Genomic DNA, 18,642 nt, shown 5'->3' with positions numbered 1-18,642 from the left:
TGAAGAGCTTTGCTATCGGCCGGTCTCGAACAGGAACCAGGCCCGGCGTTCGGTTTCGTCGATCCAGTTTTCGATCAGGCTGGCGGTCGCGACATCGCGGTGTTCGTCGCACAGATCGTGGGTCTCGCGCAGGAAGCCGACCAGGCGCTTGTTGTCGTCGAGCAACTCGGCGAGCATGTCGCCGGGCGTGACGAAATCGGCATCATTGTCCGACAGGCGCTGCAGCCGCCCGATATGGCCAGCCGAGCGCAGTGTGGTGCCGCCGATCTTGCGGACCCTCTCCGCGATGGCGTCGGTCATGGCGAAGATCTGATCGGCCTGCTCGTCCAGCAGCAGATGATAGTCGCGAAAATGCGGGCCGGAGACGTGCCAGTGGAAATTCTTGGTCTTCAGATAAAGGGTGAACACGTCGGCAAGCAGCGTCGTGAGTGCGCCTGACAGATCCTTTGTCGCATTGGAACCCAGATCGGTGGGGACCCGCAGATCCGCCGTCTTCAATGCCTTCGCCTTGTCCTTGGCCATCAAGTCGTTTCCTTTTGCTATCAGGTCGGTGGCGCTCCTCTCCAGCCAAAGCGGAACCATGACAGAGAGGCAGCCTTCATAGAACATCGCTCGGCCAGCAAGGTTCATCGCGGATCGAGCTTGGACAATCGTCGGGCCGCCATGGCCCTGTCTGCTTTGCCTGGTTGCTCGTGCACCGATCTCATCTTGAATCAAACCGAACCGGCGCGGTGATGGTCCGGCTGACGCCAGCCGGCGGCGCGGGAACGGGCGATGCCCTCCGGACCAGGGACAGTACCTCCTGATCGAGTTCGACAGAACCCGAGGAGCGGGCGAGCGAGGCTGCCAGCACGTTGCCCTCATCGTCGATCCGGAAGCGGACATAGGCAATACCGCGTTCACCGCGCGAACGGGCGCCGGCTGGATAACGCTTGCGCCGTTCGAGATGCGCCATCAACTGCGAGCGCCACTCCGCCGGCGCCTGGCCGGACAGCTGGCCGGAGCTGGTTTGCCGGGCCGCGTTGCGGCTCGACTGACTGGCCTGGACCTGTGCCACGACGGCCGCCTTCGAAGCCTCCTGGGCGTGCTGAGGGCGTGGCTTGGCTGGCTTTTGCTTGGGCGGCTTTTTTGGCTCTGGCCGGAGAGCCGTCTGCTGCCTCGCCTTCACCTTGATGGGCCGCTGCTGGGGGAGCTGTACTTCGGCTTGTGTGACCTGCGTCTGCGGCGTTTCCATTATTGGTTGCGGCTTGGCCGCCTCCGTTACCGGCTCCGGAGCCTGGACCTCCTCGATGGGGTCGGCGGGCACGGGTTCCTCGGGCGCCGGGGCTGCTTCGCTGGCCGCCTGGGGTTCCGCCGCCTGCAGGTCGGGAGAAATCTCGTTGGTCTGGGTCTGCATCGCCTCCGGGGTCGGCGCGAGCTCGATCATGATCGCCGGCGGCGGAGCATCGGCGGAAGGCGCCGCCGGCGACGGCCACAGACACCAGATGGCAACCCCAAGGTGCAGGCTGAGCACGACAAGACCCGAACCGGCCCAGAGAGCCAGATCCGCGAGGCGGCTCCTGGAGCCTGAGACGGTTTGCCAATCGGTCACGATGGGGCGCCTTCCGGTACGCACTCCAGCCCGACCGGGGCTATCGTGGGATAGCTGGCCTCGCGCAGCGTGTTCATCGGCGCCGTCAGAATGTGGCGGTCAGCGAGGCGTAGAAGGTGCGCCCCGGGCCCGGTTGCTGCACCAGGCTCAGGGGGTCGACGTAATATTGGTCGGTCAGGTTCTCGACGCGGACGCTGCCCGTGAGGTTCTTGCTGAACTTGTATTCGGCGAAGACGTCCACCAACGTGTGCCGTTTCCAGTCGACCAGGGCGATGAACTGGGACGCACCCTGCGCCGTCACGTCGCCATGGCCGATGGCGCGCGCGCCGACATGGGAAATCCGCCCGCCCACGGTGAGCGCATCGTCCATCAATTTCTGGGACAGCGTGAGCGCCAGCGAATAGCGGGGCGGAATATGGTTGGTCGAATAGTCGGCATAGAGCGACTTGTTCTCGCAGGTCCCGGCGGTACGGCAGAATTCGACATTGGTGTAGTAGTTGGCCGCAAGGTCCGCCGTGAAGCCGCCGAGCTCATAGCGTCCGGACAGTTCCAGGCCGGAAAAATGGGCGCGGTCGATGTTGAAGATGCGCATGCCCGACACGCCATTGGGGAAGGTGTACCATTGGCGGGCGATGTAGTCGTCGACTGTCCAGTCGAAATAGCCCAGCTTCAGCATGCCCCTGTCATTCGCCGACAGCAGGCCCTCCCGGCGCAGATTGGTGCCGATTTCCCAATTGCTGGAACGCTCGGGCTTCAGATGCGAGTTGACGTTCATGGTGAAGGCCGAGACCGATTCCATGATGCTGGGCAGCCGCATCGCATTGGAATAGTTGACGTAGAACTGGGTGCCGTCGAAAGGCTCGACCGTCACGCCGATCGAGGGGCCGATGCCGCCCTTGGCCAGCCTGGTGTCGTAGGTGTAGTCGGGGCGCACCAGTTCGGGGGCATTGCGGTCCTCGGACCAGAAATACTGGTAGCGCAGCCCCCCGTTGAGGGTGAGCCAGTCGACGGGCCGCCAGGCGGCCTTGGCGAAACCGGCGGCTTCATGGCGGATGCCGTCGCGCAGGTCCAGCCAGGTTTCGGCCTCCTTGGTGCCGCGGCTCGGGCGAGTGTCCTCGCCCCGATAGGACAGGCCATAGGTCAGGTCGGCCGAACCATAGGCCAGCTGGAATTTGGAGGTGTTGGTGATCTCGGCACCCCACATGTCCGTGTCGGAACCGGAGCGGAAGTCCCCCGGCTTGGGCGGCCTGTAGCCGGCGCGCAGCGGATTGCGCATCTCCAGCTTGCTCCACCACAGATTGGTCTTGAGGTTGATGAGGTCGTTGTCCTCAGGTTTCCAGCGGTAGCGCAGCGTGACGCTGTCCACCGAGGTTCCTGTGGTCTGTGCCTGCTGGACCGCCTGGCCCCGGTCATTGGTGAGCCGGGAGGCGAGAAGGTCGCCGGCCTCGCTGCGAAAGCCGTTATAGCCGAGCTGCACGCTGTGGCCGTCGCCGAAGCGCACCGTTCCCTTGGCGATCCAGGATTGCGTCTCCAGCTGGGTGTTCAGCACTTCCTCGCCGGCGCGATAATTGGCGATGCCGCCATTGTCGATATAGTCCGTGTAGTTCTGGCAGTAGGTGGGCGTGGAGCAGACGCGGCGTGGCCCCAGATGGATGGGATAGGCGGAAGGCCCGTTCGTTCCCGCATGATAATTGCCCTGCTTGCGATAGGCGTAGCCGGCGATCAGGTCGAAATTCTCCTCCTTCACCGCAGCCACGACGCTGCCCGAGCCGCTCGTCGGCGACAGGAGGGCCGGCCGGTCCATGCCGGTCGGCGAGGGCGTGGCCACCGGGGAGGCCCAGGAGGCGTAGGGCCACTGGTAGCCGGCCACCGCGCCGGCTTTCGGCGAAGAGGTATTGGTGCCGAAACCGCCACGGACCCGCACGCCGTAATTCTTGCCGTCCTGCACGATGTCGGCGGCATCGAGCGTGCGCATGGCGACGGTGCCGGCAATGCCGTTGGAGGTGACGTCCGATCCCTTGGTGATGTCGATGCCGCCGAGCAGGTCCGGGTCCACGAAGGTGCGGTTGGACGTGCCCTGATAGCCCTGGTAGACGGTCACGGCATTCTCGGCTCCGTCGACCGTCACCGCGACGCGGCCCATGCCCTGCATGCCGCGGATGTTGACGTCGATGGCACCGGCACCGTTGCGCGCTTCGCCCGATGTCACGCCCGGCGTGCCCCGGAAGATGTCGGCCGGGCTCGATCCCCGGAAGCGCTCGATGGCCTTTTCCGAAATGTAGGCGGTGGGTGCCGGCGTCTCATAAGGGGCCTCCTGCTGATTGCTGCCCTGGCCGGCCGTCACGGTGATGACGTCGAGGACCAGCGAGCCGTCATCGGCAAGCGGGGCCGCCGTGCCGGCAGCACGCCCGCTGATGGTCACGGTGTTGGCGCTGGTGAAGCTGTAGGAGAGGCCTGTGCCCGCGAGAAGGCGCGAAAGCGCCTGTTCGCGGGTGTAACTGCCTGATAGGGCAGGGCTGGTCCGGTTGGCGACCAGGGACGAGGCGAACAGCAACCGCAACCCGGCTTGATCGGCAAAGCGAGTGAGCGCCGGGCCCAGGTCCTGCTGGCGGATGTCGAGGCGAATACTGCCCTGCTGTGACGTTTGCGCATAGGCGGTGCCGCCGCACCATGCCGACGCCAGCACCATGCCGATCGATACCGACCCCAAAAGTGCGATCCTGGTGAGGCCGCCAAAGCCGCACCCCTTGTTATGTCCCGATCTTCTGCCGTCCATCAATCCCGCCCCGCTGACCAAAGGGGGGAGGGCAGGCGTTTCCTGAAAACATCTGCCAGACCCCCATATCTCCAGGACGAAACGAACCCGGCGATCTTGCACCGCGCCGGCAGAAAAATTTCGGAGTGCTCCCGGAAGCGGGGCGCGGAACCATGTCGCAAGCGCTCGACGGGCGGCGACTTCAGTGCAGGATGGTGACGAAGGGCAGCCGCGTCACCTTGACGGGGAGCGTCGCCTCAATGGTGGAGAGCACGGATTCCGGGTCGGCAAGCTCGAACACCCCGGTCACTTCCAGCGACTGCAGGCGGGCGCTGGTGATCACGATCCTGCCGCGGCGCTGACGCTCGATTTCGACCACGACATCGCTCAGCGGCCTCTGGTTGAAGATGAGCTTGCCCCTGCGCCAGGCTGTCTCGGATTCGGCATCGACGGGTTCGGCTGCGGAGGGCTGCCGGCCTGTTCCATAGCGCACTCGCTGATCGGCTGCCGCGAGCACGCCTGTGCCGGGTTGGGCGCCAGCCGTCACGTCCACTTGTCCCTCCACCACGGTAACGACCACTTCCTGCGAACGGATGTCGACGTCGAACACCGTGCCCACGGCCCGGGCAAGGCCGCCATCGGCCGCCACCACGAAGGGCCGTCCGGTGTCCGGCCTGACCTGAAACAGCGCCTGGCCCGCGAGCAGTTCCAGGTGCCGCTGGGCGGCATCGAAGGAGACGTTCAGCGCGGTGTCGCCGTTGAGAAGGGCGGTGGAGCCGTCCGGCAGGGTTATCGTCGCGCGCTCTCCCGCACCGGTGCTGTGGTCGGCGAACAGATGCGGGCGCAGAAGGCTGGAGCCGGCGACGGCCAATCCGCCGATCGCCACCCCGCCAAGCACGGCCCGTCTCGTCAATTTGGCGCGAGCATTGCGCTGGACCTTGTCTCCGGCAAGGCCGATGCCATGCCAGATCGTCTCGGCCTCGCGGGCAGCCAGTTCATGTTCGCGGCTCTGCCTGCGCCAGGCCGCGAAAGCCTCATGGTCGGCTTTGCCAGCCTGGCCGGAATGGAGCCTGACCAGCCAGTCGATGGCCGCGTCGCTGAGTGCGAGATCGGCCTGCTGCCTCTCTTGGCCTGGTTCCGTCTGTCTGGTCGGCGTTCTCGTCACCATCCGCTCCCGGCAATCTATACGCGCTCGGCCGAGAGGTCAGGCGATGGCGCGGAAATGGTCGCGGCAATGTCGTAGCGCCTGGGCGAGGTAGCGTGCCACCATGCTTTCGGAAACGCCGAGTCGCTTTGCGATGTCCCGATGGGAAAGGCCGTCGCAGCGATTCAGCAACAAGGCCGTGCGTGGCTTGGCTGCGAGTTTGGCCAGGCCGATGGCCAGGAAACGCAATTGGTCGCAATCGATCGTGATCGTCTCTGGTGACGGTGCGCTGTCGGCGACCGCCTGGAGAATGGCTTCGTCGCTGAGGCAACGGGCCGAATGCCGACGATCCTTGCGGGCGAGATCGATGGCGATGTTGCCGGCGATGCGTAGCAGGAAAGCCTGCTGGTCCTGAATGGGGCCTCGCGTTCCCTTCATGTCCGCCAGCCGAAGCCAGGTTTCCTGGACGGCCTCCTCCGCGAGATCGTGCGAGCCACTGCGTTTGCGCAGCAGGCTGCGCAGCGTCTTCCATTGGCGCAGATAGAGCGACATCAGGTCGTCACGGGCATCGGTCGTGGTGAACGTCGTCATCGGCGTGGCATCGGAAATGGAAACGAAGTCGCGCTTCGGGAGGGCGATGCGCGTCAACTCAATGCAGGACCTGATATCCCATCAATAATTTCCCTGCAACATCAATAGTTTAGATGGATTCTAAGGGGCGCGGAAAACCGGTGCCGTCCGGTGGGATGTGCGGTTATAGTGCGAGAGGGGCCGGCATCCAGCCGGTGGGACATGCTCTCGAGCGGGAAAAACTGCGTCTTACTAAAGAGTAATCCGGCGGAAAAAGAGCCGTAATGTTGGTCAGGGCATTGTCACCGGCAACGGCGCTGAATGGGGGCGCTGAAGCAAAGGCGACCGGTCTATCCCTACGGAAGGCCGTGTCATTATGGAGCCTATCACGATGAATTCATCCGATCATGACATGAAGCCGAAGGCCGGTATCCTCGCCCGCCGCCGCACGCGCCTGATGGCTGCCGTGTTCGGCCTTGGCGTCGCCGGCGCGGTTGCCGGCAACTTCGTGGTCATGCCATCCGTCACGCCCGCTTTCGCGCAGACCCAGAGCCAAGCCGTTCAATCTGGCGTCGCGCAGCCGGGCTTTGCCGATATCGTGCAGAAGGTGCGGCCGGCAGTGGTTTCCATCAAGGTCAAGACCGAAACCAATGCCAGCGCTTCCGACGACGACAATGACGGTGCGCCGGCCAATCCGTTCGAGTTCTTCTTCAACGGGCCCGGTGGCGGCAACATGCAGCCCGGCCGGCCTCGCAAGCAGTTCGGCATGGCGCTGGGCTCCGGTTTCTTCATCTCGGCTGACGGCTATGTCGTGACCAACAACCATGTCGTCGACCATGCCAAGGAAGTCGATGTCGTCACCGATGGCGGCAAGACCTATACGGCCAAGGTGATCGGCGTCGATCCGAAGACCGACCTCGCCTTGCTGAAGGTCCAGGACGATGCGGGCAAGTTCCCCTTTGTCGAACTCGAACTGCAGAACGAACCGCGCGTGGGCGATTGGGTCCTGGCTGTCGGCAATCCCTACGGCCTGGGCGGTACCGTGACGGCGGGCATCGTGTCGGCGCGTGGCCGCGATCTCAACAACTCGACCTATAACGACTTCCTGCAGATCGACGCTCCGGTCAATCGCGGCAATTCGGGCGGGCCGACCTTCGACCTCTCCGGCCGCGTCATCGGCGTGAACACGGCGATCTACTCGCCGTCCGGTGGCTCGATCGGCATCGGCTTTGCCATTCCCGCCGAGACGGTTTCGCGCGTGGTCTCGCAGCTCAAGGCCGATGGCCAGGTGACGCGTGGCTATATCGGCGTGCAGATCCAGCCGGTCACCCAGGATATCGCCGACTCCATCGGCCTGAAGAAGGCTTCGGGTGCCCTGATCGCCGACGTCACCAAGAACGGTCCTGCCGCCAAGGCCGGCCTGCAGTCGGGTGATGCCATCACCGCCGTCAACGGCAAGGAAGTCGGCGATTCCCGCGAGCTTGCCCGTGCCATCGCCGATGTGAAGCCCGGCGAGACCGCCGACCTGACCGTCTGGCGCGACGGCAAGGAGCAGAGCGTCAAGGTCGAGACCAGCAAACTGCCGGGCGACAAGCAGCTGGCCGATGCGCGCTCGCAGCAGGATGACGACACCGGCGGCAAGAGCTCGCTCGCCAGCCTGGGCGTCGAACTGGCGCCGGCTGCTGCCGTTGCCGGTGCCGGCAAGGCCGGTGTGGTCGTGACCGATGTCGATCCGGGCAGCCCCGCCGCCGAATCGCTGCGCCCGGGCGACGTCATCCTCGACATTGCCGGCAAGCCGGTGAGCAATGTGCGCGAGGTTCGCGAGATCCTTTCGAGCGCCAAGGCCGACTCCAAGCGCACCGTGCTGCTGCGCGTGAAGAACAATGACGGCCTGCACTTCGTCGCCCTGCCGATCGGCAAGGCCTGATCCGAGCTGAGACGCCGATGCGGCTGCCCGTCACGGGCGGCCGTGACGGCACCTTGGCTCGAATCCATGTCCCCCCACCCCGTTCGCTCTGGTCGGAGCAGATCGGGATGGGGGGTGCATTCTTGAAAACACCGTGTGAATGCTGCGGGCGCGGATCATTGCGCCCCTATGAGGTGACCTCGAAATGTGGCAAAGCTCGTCTCAGACGCCTTCAACTCGAAATCTGAATGAGTCTGAAACCAAAATGCGTATTCTGATCGTCGAGGACGACCGCGACGCAGCCGCCTACCTGGTCAAGGCCTTCTCGGAAGCGGGACATGTTGCCGACCATGCTGCCGATGGCTTGAGCGGCTATGCCATGGCCAAGGACGGTCCCTATGACGTGCTGATCGTCGATCGCATGCTGCCCAAACTCGATGGCCTTTCGATGATCTCCCGCCTGCGCCTCGAAGGCACGCAGACGCCAGCCCTGATCCTGTCCGCACTGGGCGAGGTCGATGACAGGGTCAAGGGCCTGCGCGCCGGGGGCGACGACTATCTGCCCAAGCCCTATGCCTTCTCCGAGCTCCTGGCTCGGGTCGAGGTCCTGTCGCGCCGGCGTCCCGGCAAGGGCGAGGAAACGGTCTATCGGGTCGGGGATCTCGAACTCGACCGCCTGTCCCATGTGGTCAAGCGGGCCGGGGAAGAGATCGACCTTCAGCCGCGCGAATTCCGGCTGCTCGAATATCTCATGAAGAATGCCGGCCAGGTGGTGACGCGCACCATGCTGCTCGAGCATGTCTGGGACTATCATTTCGATCCCGGCACCAATGTCATCGACGTCCATGTCTCGCGCCTGCGCTCCAAGCTCGACAAGGGCTTCGAGAAGCCGCTGCTGCACACCATTCGCGGGGCGGGCTACATGATCCGCGACAGTGCGAAATAAGCCATCCCGGCAGGATTCCACCGCGTGAAGATGAGGAGCACTGCGTCGGGGGCGGAATCGGAAAGACTGGCTGTGACCGGACTGCGGAAACTCATCCGAACCACGGCCTTCAAGCTGATGGCCGCCTATCTGCTGGTGTTCACGCTGTTCGCGGCTTCGCTGCTGGGCTATTTCTTCTGGAATGCCCAGCGCCTCCTCGGCTCGCAGATCAGCAATTCCATCAATGCCGAGATCAACAGCCTCAGTGACGAATATGCCCAGGGCGGCGTGATGCTGCTGGCCTCGACCATCGAGGCCCGCACCCGCCGGCCGGGATCGCTGCTCTATCTGCTCACCACGCCGCAGGGGGAGGCGCTCGTCGGCAATGTCAGCGAACTGCCCGACGGCGTCCTCGACAAGCCAGGCCTCAGCAATATTCCCTATCGTCGCGACGATGGCGGCAAGGCCGGTCCGCGCACGGCGCTGGTACGGGTTTTTGCCCTGCAGGATGGCTACAAGCTCCTCGTCGGCGTCGATCTCGACGAGCAGAGCCGCGTGCGTGCGATCATGTTCAATGCGGCGCTGTGGTCGGTCGGCTTGATCATGTTGCTCGGCGTGGCCGGCGGCTGGTTCGTGGCGCGGCGCGTGCTGCATCGCCTCGACGACATCAATGCCACCAGCCGCTCCATCATCGACGGGGACCTCACCCGCCGCCTCAAGGTCGCCGGCACGGATGACGAATTCGACAGGCTGGCCTCGACGACCAATGCCATGCTGGATCGCATCCAGGAGCTGATGGCGGGCCTCAAGGAGGTTTCCGACAACATCGCCCATGATCTCAAGACCCCGTTGACGCGCCTGCGCAATCACGCCGAGGAGGCGTTGCGAACGGCGAAGGACGAGGATGCCTATCGCGCTGCGCTCGATCGCACCATCGAGGAGTCGGACGGGTTGATCGGCACCTTCAACGCTCTCCTGATGATCGCGCGGGCGGAAGGCGGCCGTATCGACGGGGCGCTCAGCGAGTTCGATGTCGCCGAGGCCGTGCATGCAGTGGCGGAGCTCTACGAACCCGTTGCCGAGGAGAGCGGTGCCAGGATCGTGGTGGCGGCGCAATCGCCCTTGGCGCTGCACGGCAACCGCGAGCTGGTCAGCCAGGCTTTGGCCAATCTCATCGACAACGCCCTCAAATACAGCCCCAAGGAGGAGGGCGGACCGGCTGGCGACGTGACGATTGCAGCCGAGAAACGCGACGGGCGCGTCATTCTCAGCGTGGCCGATCATGGCGCCGGCATTCCGCAGGCCGACCGGCAGAGGGTGCTGGAACGCTTCGTCCGGCTGGAATCGAGCCGCACGCGCCCGGGCTCCGGCCTTGGCCTGGCGCTCGTCTCCGCCATGGTGAAGCTGCATGGCGGCACAATCCGCTTGGAAGACAACCAGCCGGGTCTACGTGTGGTGCTGGAATTGCCCGACAAGCCCGCCGAGGAGCCGGTGCCGTCCAAGCTCGCCCTGCGCCGCCCGGGCTTGCGCGTTCGCTCCTGAACCGGACACTTGCTCGAGAGCATGCTACGTCGTAGCGACGGCATTCGAAGTCAGCCATTTGCGCATGCGAATTGTTTGAACCAATGCTATCGCCAAGGAACGACAAGAAGAGCGTGAAAGCAGGGTGAGGCGGCGGCATGATTCCCATTGAAGACAAACGTCGTGTCAAATCCCGCTTCGCCGATCTGACGGACGTATTGGATCCGGCCGCCCAACCGACCGTCGCAACGGCGCTGGAGGGCGGGCAGGGCCATGCCGTGCTGGCCGGGCTTGCCACCGCCTCACCCTTCCTGTGGGGGCTGGCCCTAGCCGATTCCGCCCGCCTGGAGCGCATCCTGGCAGGAGCGCCAGGGGCGGTGCTCGAAGAGGCGATCGCACGTGCCAAGGCTCAATGCAGCGCCGCGGCCGATATCGCCGAGGCCATGAGGGCCCTGCGCCTGCTCAAGCAGGAGGCAGCCTTGCTGATCGGCATTGCCGATCTCGGCTGCGTCTGGCGGCTTGCCGAGGTCACGGCGGCCCTGACGCGCGTGGCCGACGAAAGCGCGACGCTGGCCTTGCGTTTCCTGCTGCGGGAGGCCGCCGCCGCAGGTCGTTTCCTGCCGTCCGATCCTGAAAATCCGGACCGGGATTGCGGCCTGGTGGCATTGGCGATGGGCAAGCAGGGCGCGTTCGAACTGAATTATTCATCCGATATCGACCTGATCGTCCTCTACGATCCGGAAACGGCGCCCTTGCGCGACGGGCTGGAGCCGGCGCCTTTCTTCGTGCGGCTGACACAGGGGCTGGTCAAATTGTTGTCCGAGCGCACGGCCGATGGCTATGTCTTCCGGGTCGACCTGCGTCTGCGGCCCGATCCGGGAGCCACCGCGATCGCGATCTCGCTTCCTGCCGCCTATGGCTATTATGAAAGCGTCGGGCAGAACTGGGAACGGGCGGCGATGATCAAGGCGCGACCCTGCGCCGGTGACATCGCGCTGGGCGAGCGTTTCCTGGCCGGGCTGGTGCCCTTCATCTGGCGGCGGCACCTCGACTATGCCGCCATCGCCGACGTCCATGCCATGAAGCGGCAGATCCATGCCCACAAGGGCCATGAAGCCATTGCCGTTGCCGGGCACAATCTCAAGCTCGGGCGCGGCGGCATCCGCGAGATCGAGTTCTTCGTGCAGACCCAGCAGCTGATTGCCGGTGGCCGCAATCCCGACCTGCGCGGGCGCGGCACCATCGCCATGCTCGCCGCCCTGCAGGAAGCCGGCTGGATCACGCCGGAGGCGCGTGACCAATTGACCGAGGCCTACGACTTCCTGCGCGGGTTGGAGCATCGCCTCCAGATGATGGCGGACGAGCAGACCCACAGCCTGCCGGCGGAGAAGCAGGTACTCCTGGAATTTGCCCGCTTTGCCGGCTACGCCGATGTGGAAGCCCTGTCCAAGGCGCTGATCGCTCGCCTGGAGACCGTGCAGCAGCATTATGCCCGCCTTTTCGAGGCCTCGGCGCCGCTCGCCAGCGATGTCGGCAGCTTGGTCTTCACCGGCAAGGAGAACGATCCGGAGACACTGAAGACCTTGGAGCGCCTGGGCTATGCCTCGCCTTCGCAGGTGGCGGAGATGATCCGCGGCTGGCATCACGGACGTTACCCCGCCATGCGCTCGGCCAAGGCACGCGAGGATCTCACCGAACTCACGCCCGCTCTGCTGCAGGCGTTGGCTAAGGAGGGGCGTCCCGACAAGGCCTTGTTCGTGTTCGACGGGCTGCTTGCCCGCATGCCCTCGGGTTACCAGCTCTTTTCGATCCTGCGCAACAACGCCAAGCTGTTTTCGGTGCTCGCGCGCGTGCTCGGCGTGGCGCCACGCCTGGCCGAAGTGCTGGTGCGGCGCCCGCATGCGCTGGACGGCCTGCTCGACCATGGTGCCGAGGGTGGTGATGCTCAGGCCTGGATCGATTCGCGCCTCGCCGGTGCGCTCGCGACGGGCGAGAGCTATGAGGACAAACTCGACCTGGTGCGCATTTTCGTGCGCGAGCGCATTTTTGTGCTCGGCGCCCGCCTGCTTTCCGGAGAACTCGATCCCCTGCTGGTCGGCGAGCAGATCACCGCCCTGGCGCAGGCCGTGGTCAGGGCCTTGCTCGATCTCGTCATCGCCGAACTGAAGCAGGCCCATGGCAGCCCGCCCGGTGCCCGCGTCGGCATCCTTGCCATGGGCAAGTTCGGCGGGGGGGAATTGACCTCTTCCTCCGACCTCGACCTGATCGTGCTCTACGACCATGATCCCGATGCCATTGAAACTGATGGACCCCGCGCGATCGCCCCGTCCGTCTGGTTCGCCCGGCTGACGCAGAGGCTGATCGCCGCCCTCTCGGCCCCCACGGGAGAGGGAACGGCCTTTTCCGTCGACATGCGGCTGCGCCCCTCCGGGCAGAAGGGGCCGGTCGCCATCCATATCGACGGGTTCAGGGAATACCAGCTCAAGGAAGCCTGGACCTGGGAGCATATGGCGATGACGCGAGCGCGCATCGTCGCGGGTGACGCCGAGTTCGGTCGCCTGATCGAGGAGACCATCGCCGGGATCCTCGCCGTCGAGCGCGAGCCGCGCAAGATCCTCAAGGACGTCGCGGAAATGCGGGCCCTGCTCGAAAGCGAGAAGGGCGGGCGCGGGCCGTGGGACCTCAAGAATGCCCGGGGCGGCCTGGTCGATATCGAATTCATCGCCCAGACCCTGCAGCTCCTGCATGCGGCCACCCATCCGGCCATGCTCGATGCCAATACCGGCCGTGCCCTCGACAAGGCCCTGGACGCCAGCGTGCTGGCCAAGACGGCGCATCGGCGCCTCATCGAGGCCTGGCGGCTCTACACCGCTCTCTCCCAGGTGATCCGTTTTTGTGTCGGCGGTAATCTCGATCCCGACAAGACATCCGAGACGGGCAAGATCCTGCTCAGCCGCGTGGCCGAATGCAGTGATTTCGACGAACTCAACGCCGTCATCGGCGTGATGCAGGCGCAGGTGCGGGACATTTTCAAGCAGGTCGTCGGCGGGAAATAAGCCCGCGCGGCGATGCGGCCCGTTCATCCCTGGTCTCCCTTCGAGCGGGCTCGATTTTGCCGCTCGGACGTGGAAGAATGATTGCGATCACCGCTTCCCGACGGGAGGCTTCATTGGGAGTTTTCTGCCAATGAGCGACACCGACCTTCGCCCTCGCACCAAGGCCAGAACCAGGACCCAGCGGCCGCAGCTGCACAAGGTCATCCTGGTCAATGACGACTACACACCCCGGGAGTTCGTGGTGGTGGTGCTCAAGGCCGAATTCCGGATGAACGAGTCACAGGCCTACCGCGTTATGCTTACCGCCCATCAAAGAGGCGTCTGCGTGGTGGCCGTGTTCGCGCGCGACATTGCCGAGACGAAGGCGACCCGGGCGACGGATATGGCGCGCAGCCAGGGCTATCCCCTGTTGTTCACGACGGAGCCGGAAGAATGAGCACGCCCCGCACGACACAGTCCTACGATGCCGAGATCGCGATCATCCGCGAAAACATCCGTCAGTTGATGGAGCAGGCGGCGGCATCTTCCGGGGCCGCGAATGAGGATCTTCTGGCCGACCGCATCGCGGCCCAGGAGGCGCGGCTGGCGGCGCTGCAGCAGCAGATGGATGGGGCGCGTGGCGCCGATGAAGGAGGCAAGAGCCGAACCTGATCCCCTCGCCAAGCCGACGCCGGCAGGTTCCATCGCGCGGCGGTGTCAGTGCAACAGCGCTGCCGATGCCGCGCGTCTTGGCGTGGGCCGCATCAGGAGCGGCGTGGTCGGTTGAGCCGACGAACGCGTGGCTTCGACCGGCAGCACCACCATGACGACGGTGCCGACGCCCACGGCGGAGCGGATGCGGATCGAGCCGCCATGCAGCTCCGCCAGGGATTTGGCGATGGAAAGGCCGAGGCCCGAGCCCTTGTGCGTCTTGGTGAACTGGGTCTGGACCTGCTCGAAGGGGCGACCGAGCTTGCCGATTGCTTCCGCCGGAATGCCGATGCCTGAATCCTCGACATAGAGGGCGACCCGGCTGCCGTGCCGGCGGATGCGAACGCCGATCCTGCCGCCCTCCGGCGTGAACTTGATGGCGTTGGAGAGAAGGTTGTTCATGATCAGGCGCAGGGCGCGGCGATCGGCCTGCAGGTTCACGCCATTGCTCCAGGAGGGGTGGAGGCTGAGCTTCTTGGCGTCCGTCTCCGGCCGGAGCGAGCGCAGCAGGTCGCCGAGCAGTCGGTCGACCGCCACGAGTTCGCGCTGCAGCGTGACCTCGCCCGCCTCGATCTTCGACATTTCGAGGATGTCGTCCACGAAGTTCAGGAGATAGCGTCCGCTGTCGTTGATGTCCTTGCAATAGCCGACATAGCGCGGCTGGCCGAGCGCGCCGAAGGTGCCGTTCTCCATCAATTCGGAAAAGCCGATGATGGCGTTGAGCGGGGTGCGAAGCTCATGGCTCATATTGGCGAGGAATTCCGACTTGGCCCGGTTGGCGGACTCGGCCTTGATCTTTTCCTCGGCATATTTCTCAGCCAGCTCGGCCAATTCCTGGGTCTGGCGCTCGAGTACCTGGCGGGAGCGCTTGAGGTCGGCGATCATGCCGATCAGGCTGCGCTCGCTGTCCATCAGCCGGGTCTGCTGTTCCTTCAGCGAGGTGATGTCGGTACCGACGGAGACATAGCCGCCATCCTTGGTGCGCCGCTCGTTGATGGTGAGCCAGCGACCGTCCTGGAGCTGGGCCTCGAAGGTGCGCGCGCCCCGCTCGATCGGCGCGTTGGCGGACATGTTGGTGCGCACCACGGGCTGGGAGCCGGCCTCGACGATAGCACTGTAATGGGTGCCGGGACGTACCAGGCCGTCCGGCAGGTTGTGCAGTGCCTGGAACTTGGAATTGCAGATTACCAGGCGATTGCCGGCGTCCCACAGGACGAAGGCTTCCGAGATGGTTTCGACGGCGTCGCGCAGGCGCAGGTCCGCCCGCTTGGTGTGCTCGGCGAAGCGCCGCTCCTCGGTTTCGTCGACGACGATGCCGATCAGGCGCTTGTTGCCCTGCGGGCCATAGACCAGCTCGCCGCGTACGCGCACATAGATCCATTCGCCATTGGCGCAGCGCATGCGGAAGCGCCGGTCGATCGCGAGTGGCGGATCCTTGGCCAGCAGTTCGGCGGAAAGGGTGCGCAAGCCGCCATCGTCGATATGAATGAGCCGGTCGATGTCGCTGTGGACCAGAAGGTCGTCCTGCGGCTCGTAGCCGAGCAGATGGAACATCGAATCCGACCAGAACACCCGCCCCGCTTCGAGATCCCAGTCCCACAGGCCCGAGCGTCCACGGCTGAGCGCGGTTTCCAGCCGGTTGCGCACATTGTTGTAGATGTCGTCGGCCCGGCGGGCCCGGGAGGCCTGCCAATAATAGGCAAAGCCCAGGATCAGCAGCACGCCGCCGGTGGTGGTGGTGAAGACGAGCAGCCGGCCGCTCAGGGCGTACCAGCCTTCCAGGATATCGTCGATCGGCCTGGCGGCGACGATGCGCAGGCTCTCGCTGGTGCCGATGGAGGCGAGCATGGCGGTGCCGCCGACCGTGACGGTCAACTGGCCGCTGACGCGGTCCCCGATCGCGCCGATCAGGCCGGCGACGTCGCCATTGTCGTTGAGCAGGCGGCCATGCGGCGTGATCACCGCAAGCAGGGTGTGCTCGGGCGCCGTGATCGCGGCACGGGTCGGCACGCGGCCGCTCTGGGCGACGATCGCACTCAGTTGCGCCGCGGCGGCCGAGACGATGAGATCGAGGTTGCGGCCGGCATCCTGCATGGCTTGCTGGCGGCTGTCCCGGGCCTGGATGAAGGAGGCGAGGGCGATGACGGCAAGGAAGGCGATGATCAGCAAGGGCACGGCCTTGCGCAGGATCGGTTCAAGCCCGATCAGTCGCCGATAGGTTGGGCAGACCAGTGTCTTGGCAAGGCCCCGGATGCCCGGCGCGCGCAAAGACGCATGTGTCGCGTTTGCACGCGCCATTGCTTAGCCCTTCCAAGCCTTATCTGAGAATTTGCGACAGGGCAGGTGGTCATCACCGCCCCCGAATCGATAAAGCTATAAGAATCAACCTTCACGTGATTTGTCTAGAGTCGCCGTGAACACTTTTTTAATTATTTGTGTCCGTTTGCGGCTGAAAAGCGAAGAATTCGTGCCCGATTCAAGACAAAATCTTGATGCTTTGGCTACATGTATGGAGCTGAAAACTCACCACCACAAGATCTGGTGGCATGGGGCTGCTTTCCTTGGAATGCAGCCTATGAATGCTTCCCTAGAGGCACCAGTACTCTCGATTGCAACGGTCAGCCGGCGCCGAGCCGACCGCATAGTTGCAAAGGCTGCTTCATGCAAGCGATCTTTGCGCGATGTCAGCAACGTCGCGCGATAGTCCCGGACGCCTGGCGATGTCGCGCAATGTTGCCGCCGCCAAGGTGCGCCTGCCTTGTTCGAGCGAGCGCCAGGTCTTGAACGCGACCAGCAGCCGGGCCGCCAGTTGCGGGTTCTTCGGGTCGATCGCCAGGATGATATCGGCGACGAAGCGATAACCCTCGCCGTCGGCGCGGTTGAACTGCGTCTGGTTGGCGGAACAGAAGGTGCCGATCAAGGCTCTGACGCGGTTGGGATTGTGCAGGGAGAAGGCGGGGTCATGCATGAGTTCCTTGACACGATCCAGCGTCGCCTCGAGCGGCAGCATCGCCTGCACGCCCATCCATTTGTCGATGACCAGTGGATCATTGTCGTAACGTTCGCGGAAATTGTGCAAGGCCCGTTCGCCGGCCGGCGTAGCGGACAGGGCCAGCGTGGCCAGCGCTGCCATTTCATCGGTCATGTTGTCGGCCTTGTCGAACTGCGCGGCGGCAGCATCCAGCGCTTGGGGCGTGCCGCCAGCGCAGACCAGGTCGAGTGCGCCGTTGCGCAGGGAACGTCGCCCGGCATCGGCGGCCTGGGGCGAGTACGGGCCCGCCACCGTCATGTTCTCGATGGTCCGCAGCAAGTCCGCCTGCAGGTCCCGGGCCAAGGTCCGCCGCAGGATCGAGCGGGCCTGGTAGACGGCCTGGGGATCGACGTCATTGCCGATCTCGCGGGCGATGTCAGTCTCGCTGGGCAAGGCGAGGGAAAGCGCGGTGAAGGCGGGATCGGCGGCTCCCCCGGCAAGGAGGCCACGGACAGCCGCGATGAAACGCGGGTCGACCGGCGTCGTCGGGTCCTTGACCAGGCGCAGCAGCAGCTTGAGCGCGTAGCTCTGGGAGGCCTGCCAGCGATTGAAGGGGTCGCTGTCGGCCTTGAGCAGGGTGAGCAGGGCTTCCTCGTCAAGCGCGACCGTGAGCTTGACCGGTGCCGAGAAGCCACGCAGCAGCGAGGGGACGGGCGCATGGCGTACATTGCCGAACACGTAATTGCGCTCGGATTCGGCCAGGGCCACCAGACCATCGAAAGGCTTGCCGTCGAGCGTGACGGGAAGATCGCCGTCCTCGCCGACCAGGCCGAGGCGGATCGGGAACAGCATGGGCTGCTTGTTGGGCTGGCCCGGCGTCGGCGGCAGGATCTGCTTCAGGCTGAGGTGGTAGGTGCCGGCCTCTTCGTCCCACTGCCCCTCGGCGCGGATCTCCGGCGTGCCCGACTGCCTGTACCAGAGCATGAACTGGCCGAGGTCGCGCCGGCTTGCCTCAGCGAAGCAGGTCAGGAAATCCTCGATGGTGACCGCTTCCCCGTCATGGCGCTGGAAATAGAGATCCATGCCGGCGGCGAAAGCCTCGTCGCCGATCAGGGTCTTGAGCATGCGCACGACCTCTGCGCCCTTCTCATAGACCGTGGCGGTGTAGAAGTTGTTGATCTCGTTGTAGATTTCAGGACGGACGGGATGGGCGAGCGGTCCGCCGTCCTCGGAGAATTGCTGGCTGCGCAGGAGCTTGACGTCATTGATGCGCTTGACGGGGCGCGAGCGCTGATCGGAGGAGAATTCCTGGTCGCGGAAGACCGTCAGGCCCTCCTTCAGGCAGAGCTGGAACCAGTCGCGGCAGGTGATGCGGTTGCCGGTCCAGTTGTGGAAATATTCATGCGCGATGATCGCCTCGACGGCGGCGAAGTCGCTGTCGGTGGCTGTTTGGGGCAGGGCCAGCACATATTTGTCGTTGAAGATGTTGAGGCCCTTGTTCTCCATGGCGCCC

13 protein-coding genes are annotated in these 18,642 nt (G+C 64.8%); 6 read left to right on the top strand and 7 right to left on the bottom strand.

Translation table 11 applies throughout. The features are described from left to right. Positions 1 to 12 precede the first annotated feature (12 nt). The 5 genes from QM672_RS18185 to QM672_RS18165 all read right to left on the bottom strand — a co-directional run bounded on the left by QM672_RS18185 (position 13) and on the right by QM672_RS18165 (position 6,081). Positions 13 to 522: a Dps family protein gene (locus tag QM672_RS18185; protein WP_068296793.1), complete on the bottom strand. Its 510-nt coding sequence runs from the start codon at positions 520 to 522 to the stop codon at positions 13 to 15. 181 nt (positions 523 to 703) lie between these two features. Next, entirely contained in the window at positions 704 to 1,591 is an 888-nt protein-coding gene (locus QM672_RS18180; RefSeq protein WP_311933357.1) for an energy transducer TonB, read from the bottom strand. Between the two features lie 85 nt (positions 1,592 to 1,676). Beyond that, positions 1,677 to 4,367, bottom strand: a complete 2,691-nt coding sequence (locus tag QM672_RS18175) for a TonB-dependent receptor domain-containing protein (protein WP_415084250.1) — start codon at positions 4,365 to 4,367, stop codon at positions 1,677 to 1,679. 181 nt (positions 4,368 to 4,548) lie between these two features. Beyond that, positions 4,549 to 5,514: a FecR family protein gene (locus QM672_RS18170; RefSeq protein WP_415084248.1), complete on the bottom strand. Its 966-nt coding sequence runs from the start codon at positions 5,512 to 5,514 to the stop codon at positions 4,549 to 4,551. Between the two features lie 36 nt (positions 5,515 to 5,550). Continuing rightward, positions 5,551 to 6,081 (bottom strand): RNA polymerase sigma factor, encoded by a 531-nt coding sequence (locus QM672_RS18165; RefSeq protein WP_415084246.1) that lies wholly within the window; start codon positions 6,079 to 6,081, stop codon positions 5,551 to 5,553. A gap of 370 nt (positions 6,082 to 6,451) precedes the next feature. Here QM672_RS18165 and QM672_RS18160 point away from each other — a divergent pair, with 370 nt between their 5' ends. From QM672_RS18160 to QM672_RS18135, 6 genes are all read left to right on the top strand, one after another. Beyond that, complete coding sequence (locus QM672_RS18160) at positions 6,452 to 7,987, top strand: Do family serine endopeptidase (protein ID WP_367624046.1); 1,536 nt, start codon at positions 6,452 to 6,454, stop codon at positions 7,985 to 7,987. Between the two features lie 244 nt (positions 7,988 to 8,231). Next, positions 8,232 to 8,912, top strand: coding sequence for a response regulator transcription factor (locus QM672_RS18155; protein ID WP_311933352.1), 681 nt, complete (start codon positions 8,232 to 8,234; stop codon positions 8,910 to 8,912). Between the two features lie 72 nt (positions 8,913 to 8,984). Next, positions 8,985 to 10,433, top strand: coding sequence for an ATP-binding protein (locus QM672_RS18150; protein ID WP_367624045.1), 1,449 nt, complete (start codon positions 8,985 to 8,987; stop codon positions 10,431 to 10,433). Positions 10,434 to 10,570: 137 nt separating this feature from the next. Further along, positions 10,571 to 13,468, top strand: a complete 2,898-nt coding sequence (locus tag QM672_RS18145; protein ID WP_415084243.1) for a bifunctional [glutamine synthetase] adenylyltransferase/[glutamine synthetase]-adenylyl-L-tyrosine phosphorylase — start codon at positions 10,571 to 10,573, stop codon at positions 13,466 to 13,468. 130 nt (positions 13,469 to 13,598) lie between these two features. Continuing rightward, positions 13,599 to 13,904, top strand: a complete 306-nt coding sequence (clpS, locus tag QM672_RS18140; protein ID WP_311933349.1) for an ATP-dependent Clp protease adapter ClpS — start codon at positions 13,599 to 13,601, stop codon at positions 13,902 to 13,904. Further along, entirely contained in the window at positions 13,901 to 14,119 is a 219-nt protein-coding gene (locus QM672_RS18135; protein WP_394310087.1) for a hypothetical protein, read from the top strand. Before clpS ends, QM672_RS18135 begins: the two co-directional genes overlap by 4 nt. 45 nt (positions 14,120 to 14,164) lie before the next feature. Here QM672_RS18135 and QM672_RS18130 read toward each other — a convergent pair whose 3' ends face one another. Continuing rightward, the gene (locus QM672_RS18130; protein WP_415084240.1) at positions 14,165 to 16,456 is read right to left on the bottom strand and encodes a PAS domain-containing sensor histidine kinase; all 2,292 of its coding nucleotides are present in this window, start codon (positions 16,454 to 16,456) and stop codon (positions 14,165 to 14,167) included. Positions 16,457 to 16,817: 361 nt separating this feature from the next. Next, the coding region (gene pepN / locus QM672_RS18125; RefSeq protein WP_415084238.1) for an aminopeptidase N at positions 16,818 to 18,642 on the bottom strand (1,825 nt) is incomplete at its 5' end.

It is taken from the genome of Labrys sp. (in: a-proteobacteria), assembly GCF_047605565.1.
Classification (GTDB): domain Bacteria; phylum Pseudomonadota; class Alphaproteobacteria; order Rhizobiales; family Labraceae; genus Labrys; species Labrys neptuniae.
The sequence above is the reverse complement of the archived record's forward strand: the minus strand, read 5'-3'. Positions and strand labels throughout refer to the sequence as shown.

What these genes read in the sequence shown, in the direction of transcription:
- QM672_RS18185 (WP_068296793.1), bottom strand. Translation starts at nt 522, where the DNA reads ATGGCCAAGGACAAGGCGAAGGCATTGAAGACGGCGGATCTGCGGGTC.
- QM672_RS18175 (WP_415084250.1), bottom strand. Translation starts at nt 4,367, where the DNA reads ATGGACGGCAGAAGATCGGGACATAACAAGGGGTGCGGCTTTGGCGGC.
- QM672_RS18170 (WP_415084248.1), bottom strand. Translation starts at nt 5,514, where the DNA reads ATGGTGACGAGAACGCCGACCAGACAGACGGAACCAGGCCAAGAGAGG.
- QM672_RS18165 (WP_415084246.1), bottom strand. Translation starts at nt 6,081, where the DNA reads ATGACGACGTTCACCACGACCGATGCCCGTGACGACCTGATGTCGCTC.
- QM672_RS18160 (WP_367624046.1), top strand. Translation starts at nt 6,452, where the DNA reads ATGAATTCATCCGATCATGACATGAAGCCGAAGGCCGGTATCCTCGCC.
- QM672_RS18155 (WP_311933352.1), top strand. Translation starts at nt 8,232, where the DNA reads ATGCGTATTCTGATCGTCGAGGACGACCGCGACGCAGCCGCCTACCTG.
- QM672_RS18145 (WP_415084243.1), top strand. Translation starts at nt 10,571, where the DNA reads ATGATTCCCATTGAAGACAAACGTCGTGTCAAATCCCGCTTCGCCGAT.
- clpS (WP_311933349.1), top strand. Translation starts at nt 13,599, where the DNA reads ATGAGCGACACCGACCTTCGCCCTCGCACCAAGGCCAGAACCAGGACC.
- QM672_RS18135 (WP_394310087.1), top strand. Translation starts at nt 13,901, where the DNA reads ATGAGCACGCCCCGCACGACACAGTCCTACGATGCCGAGATCGCGATC.
- QM672_RS18130 (WP_415084240.1), bottom strand. Translation starts at nt 16,456, where the DNA reads ATGGCGCGTGCAAACGCGACACATGCGTCTTTGCGCGCGCCGGGCATC.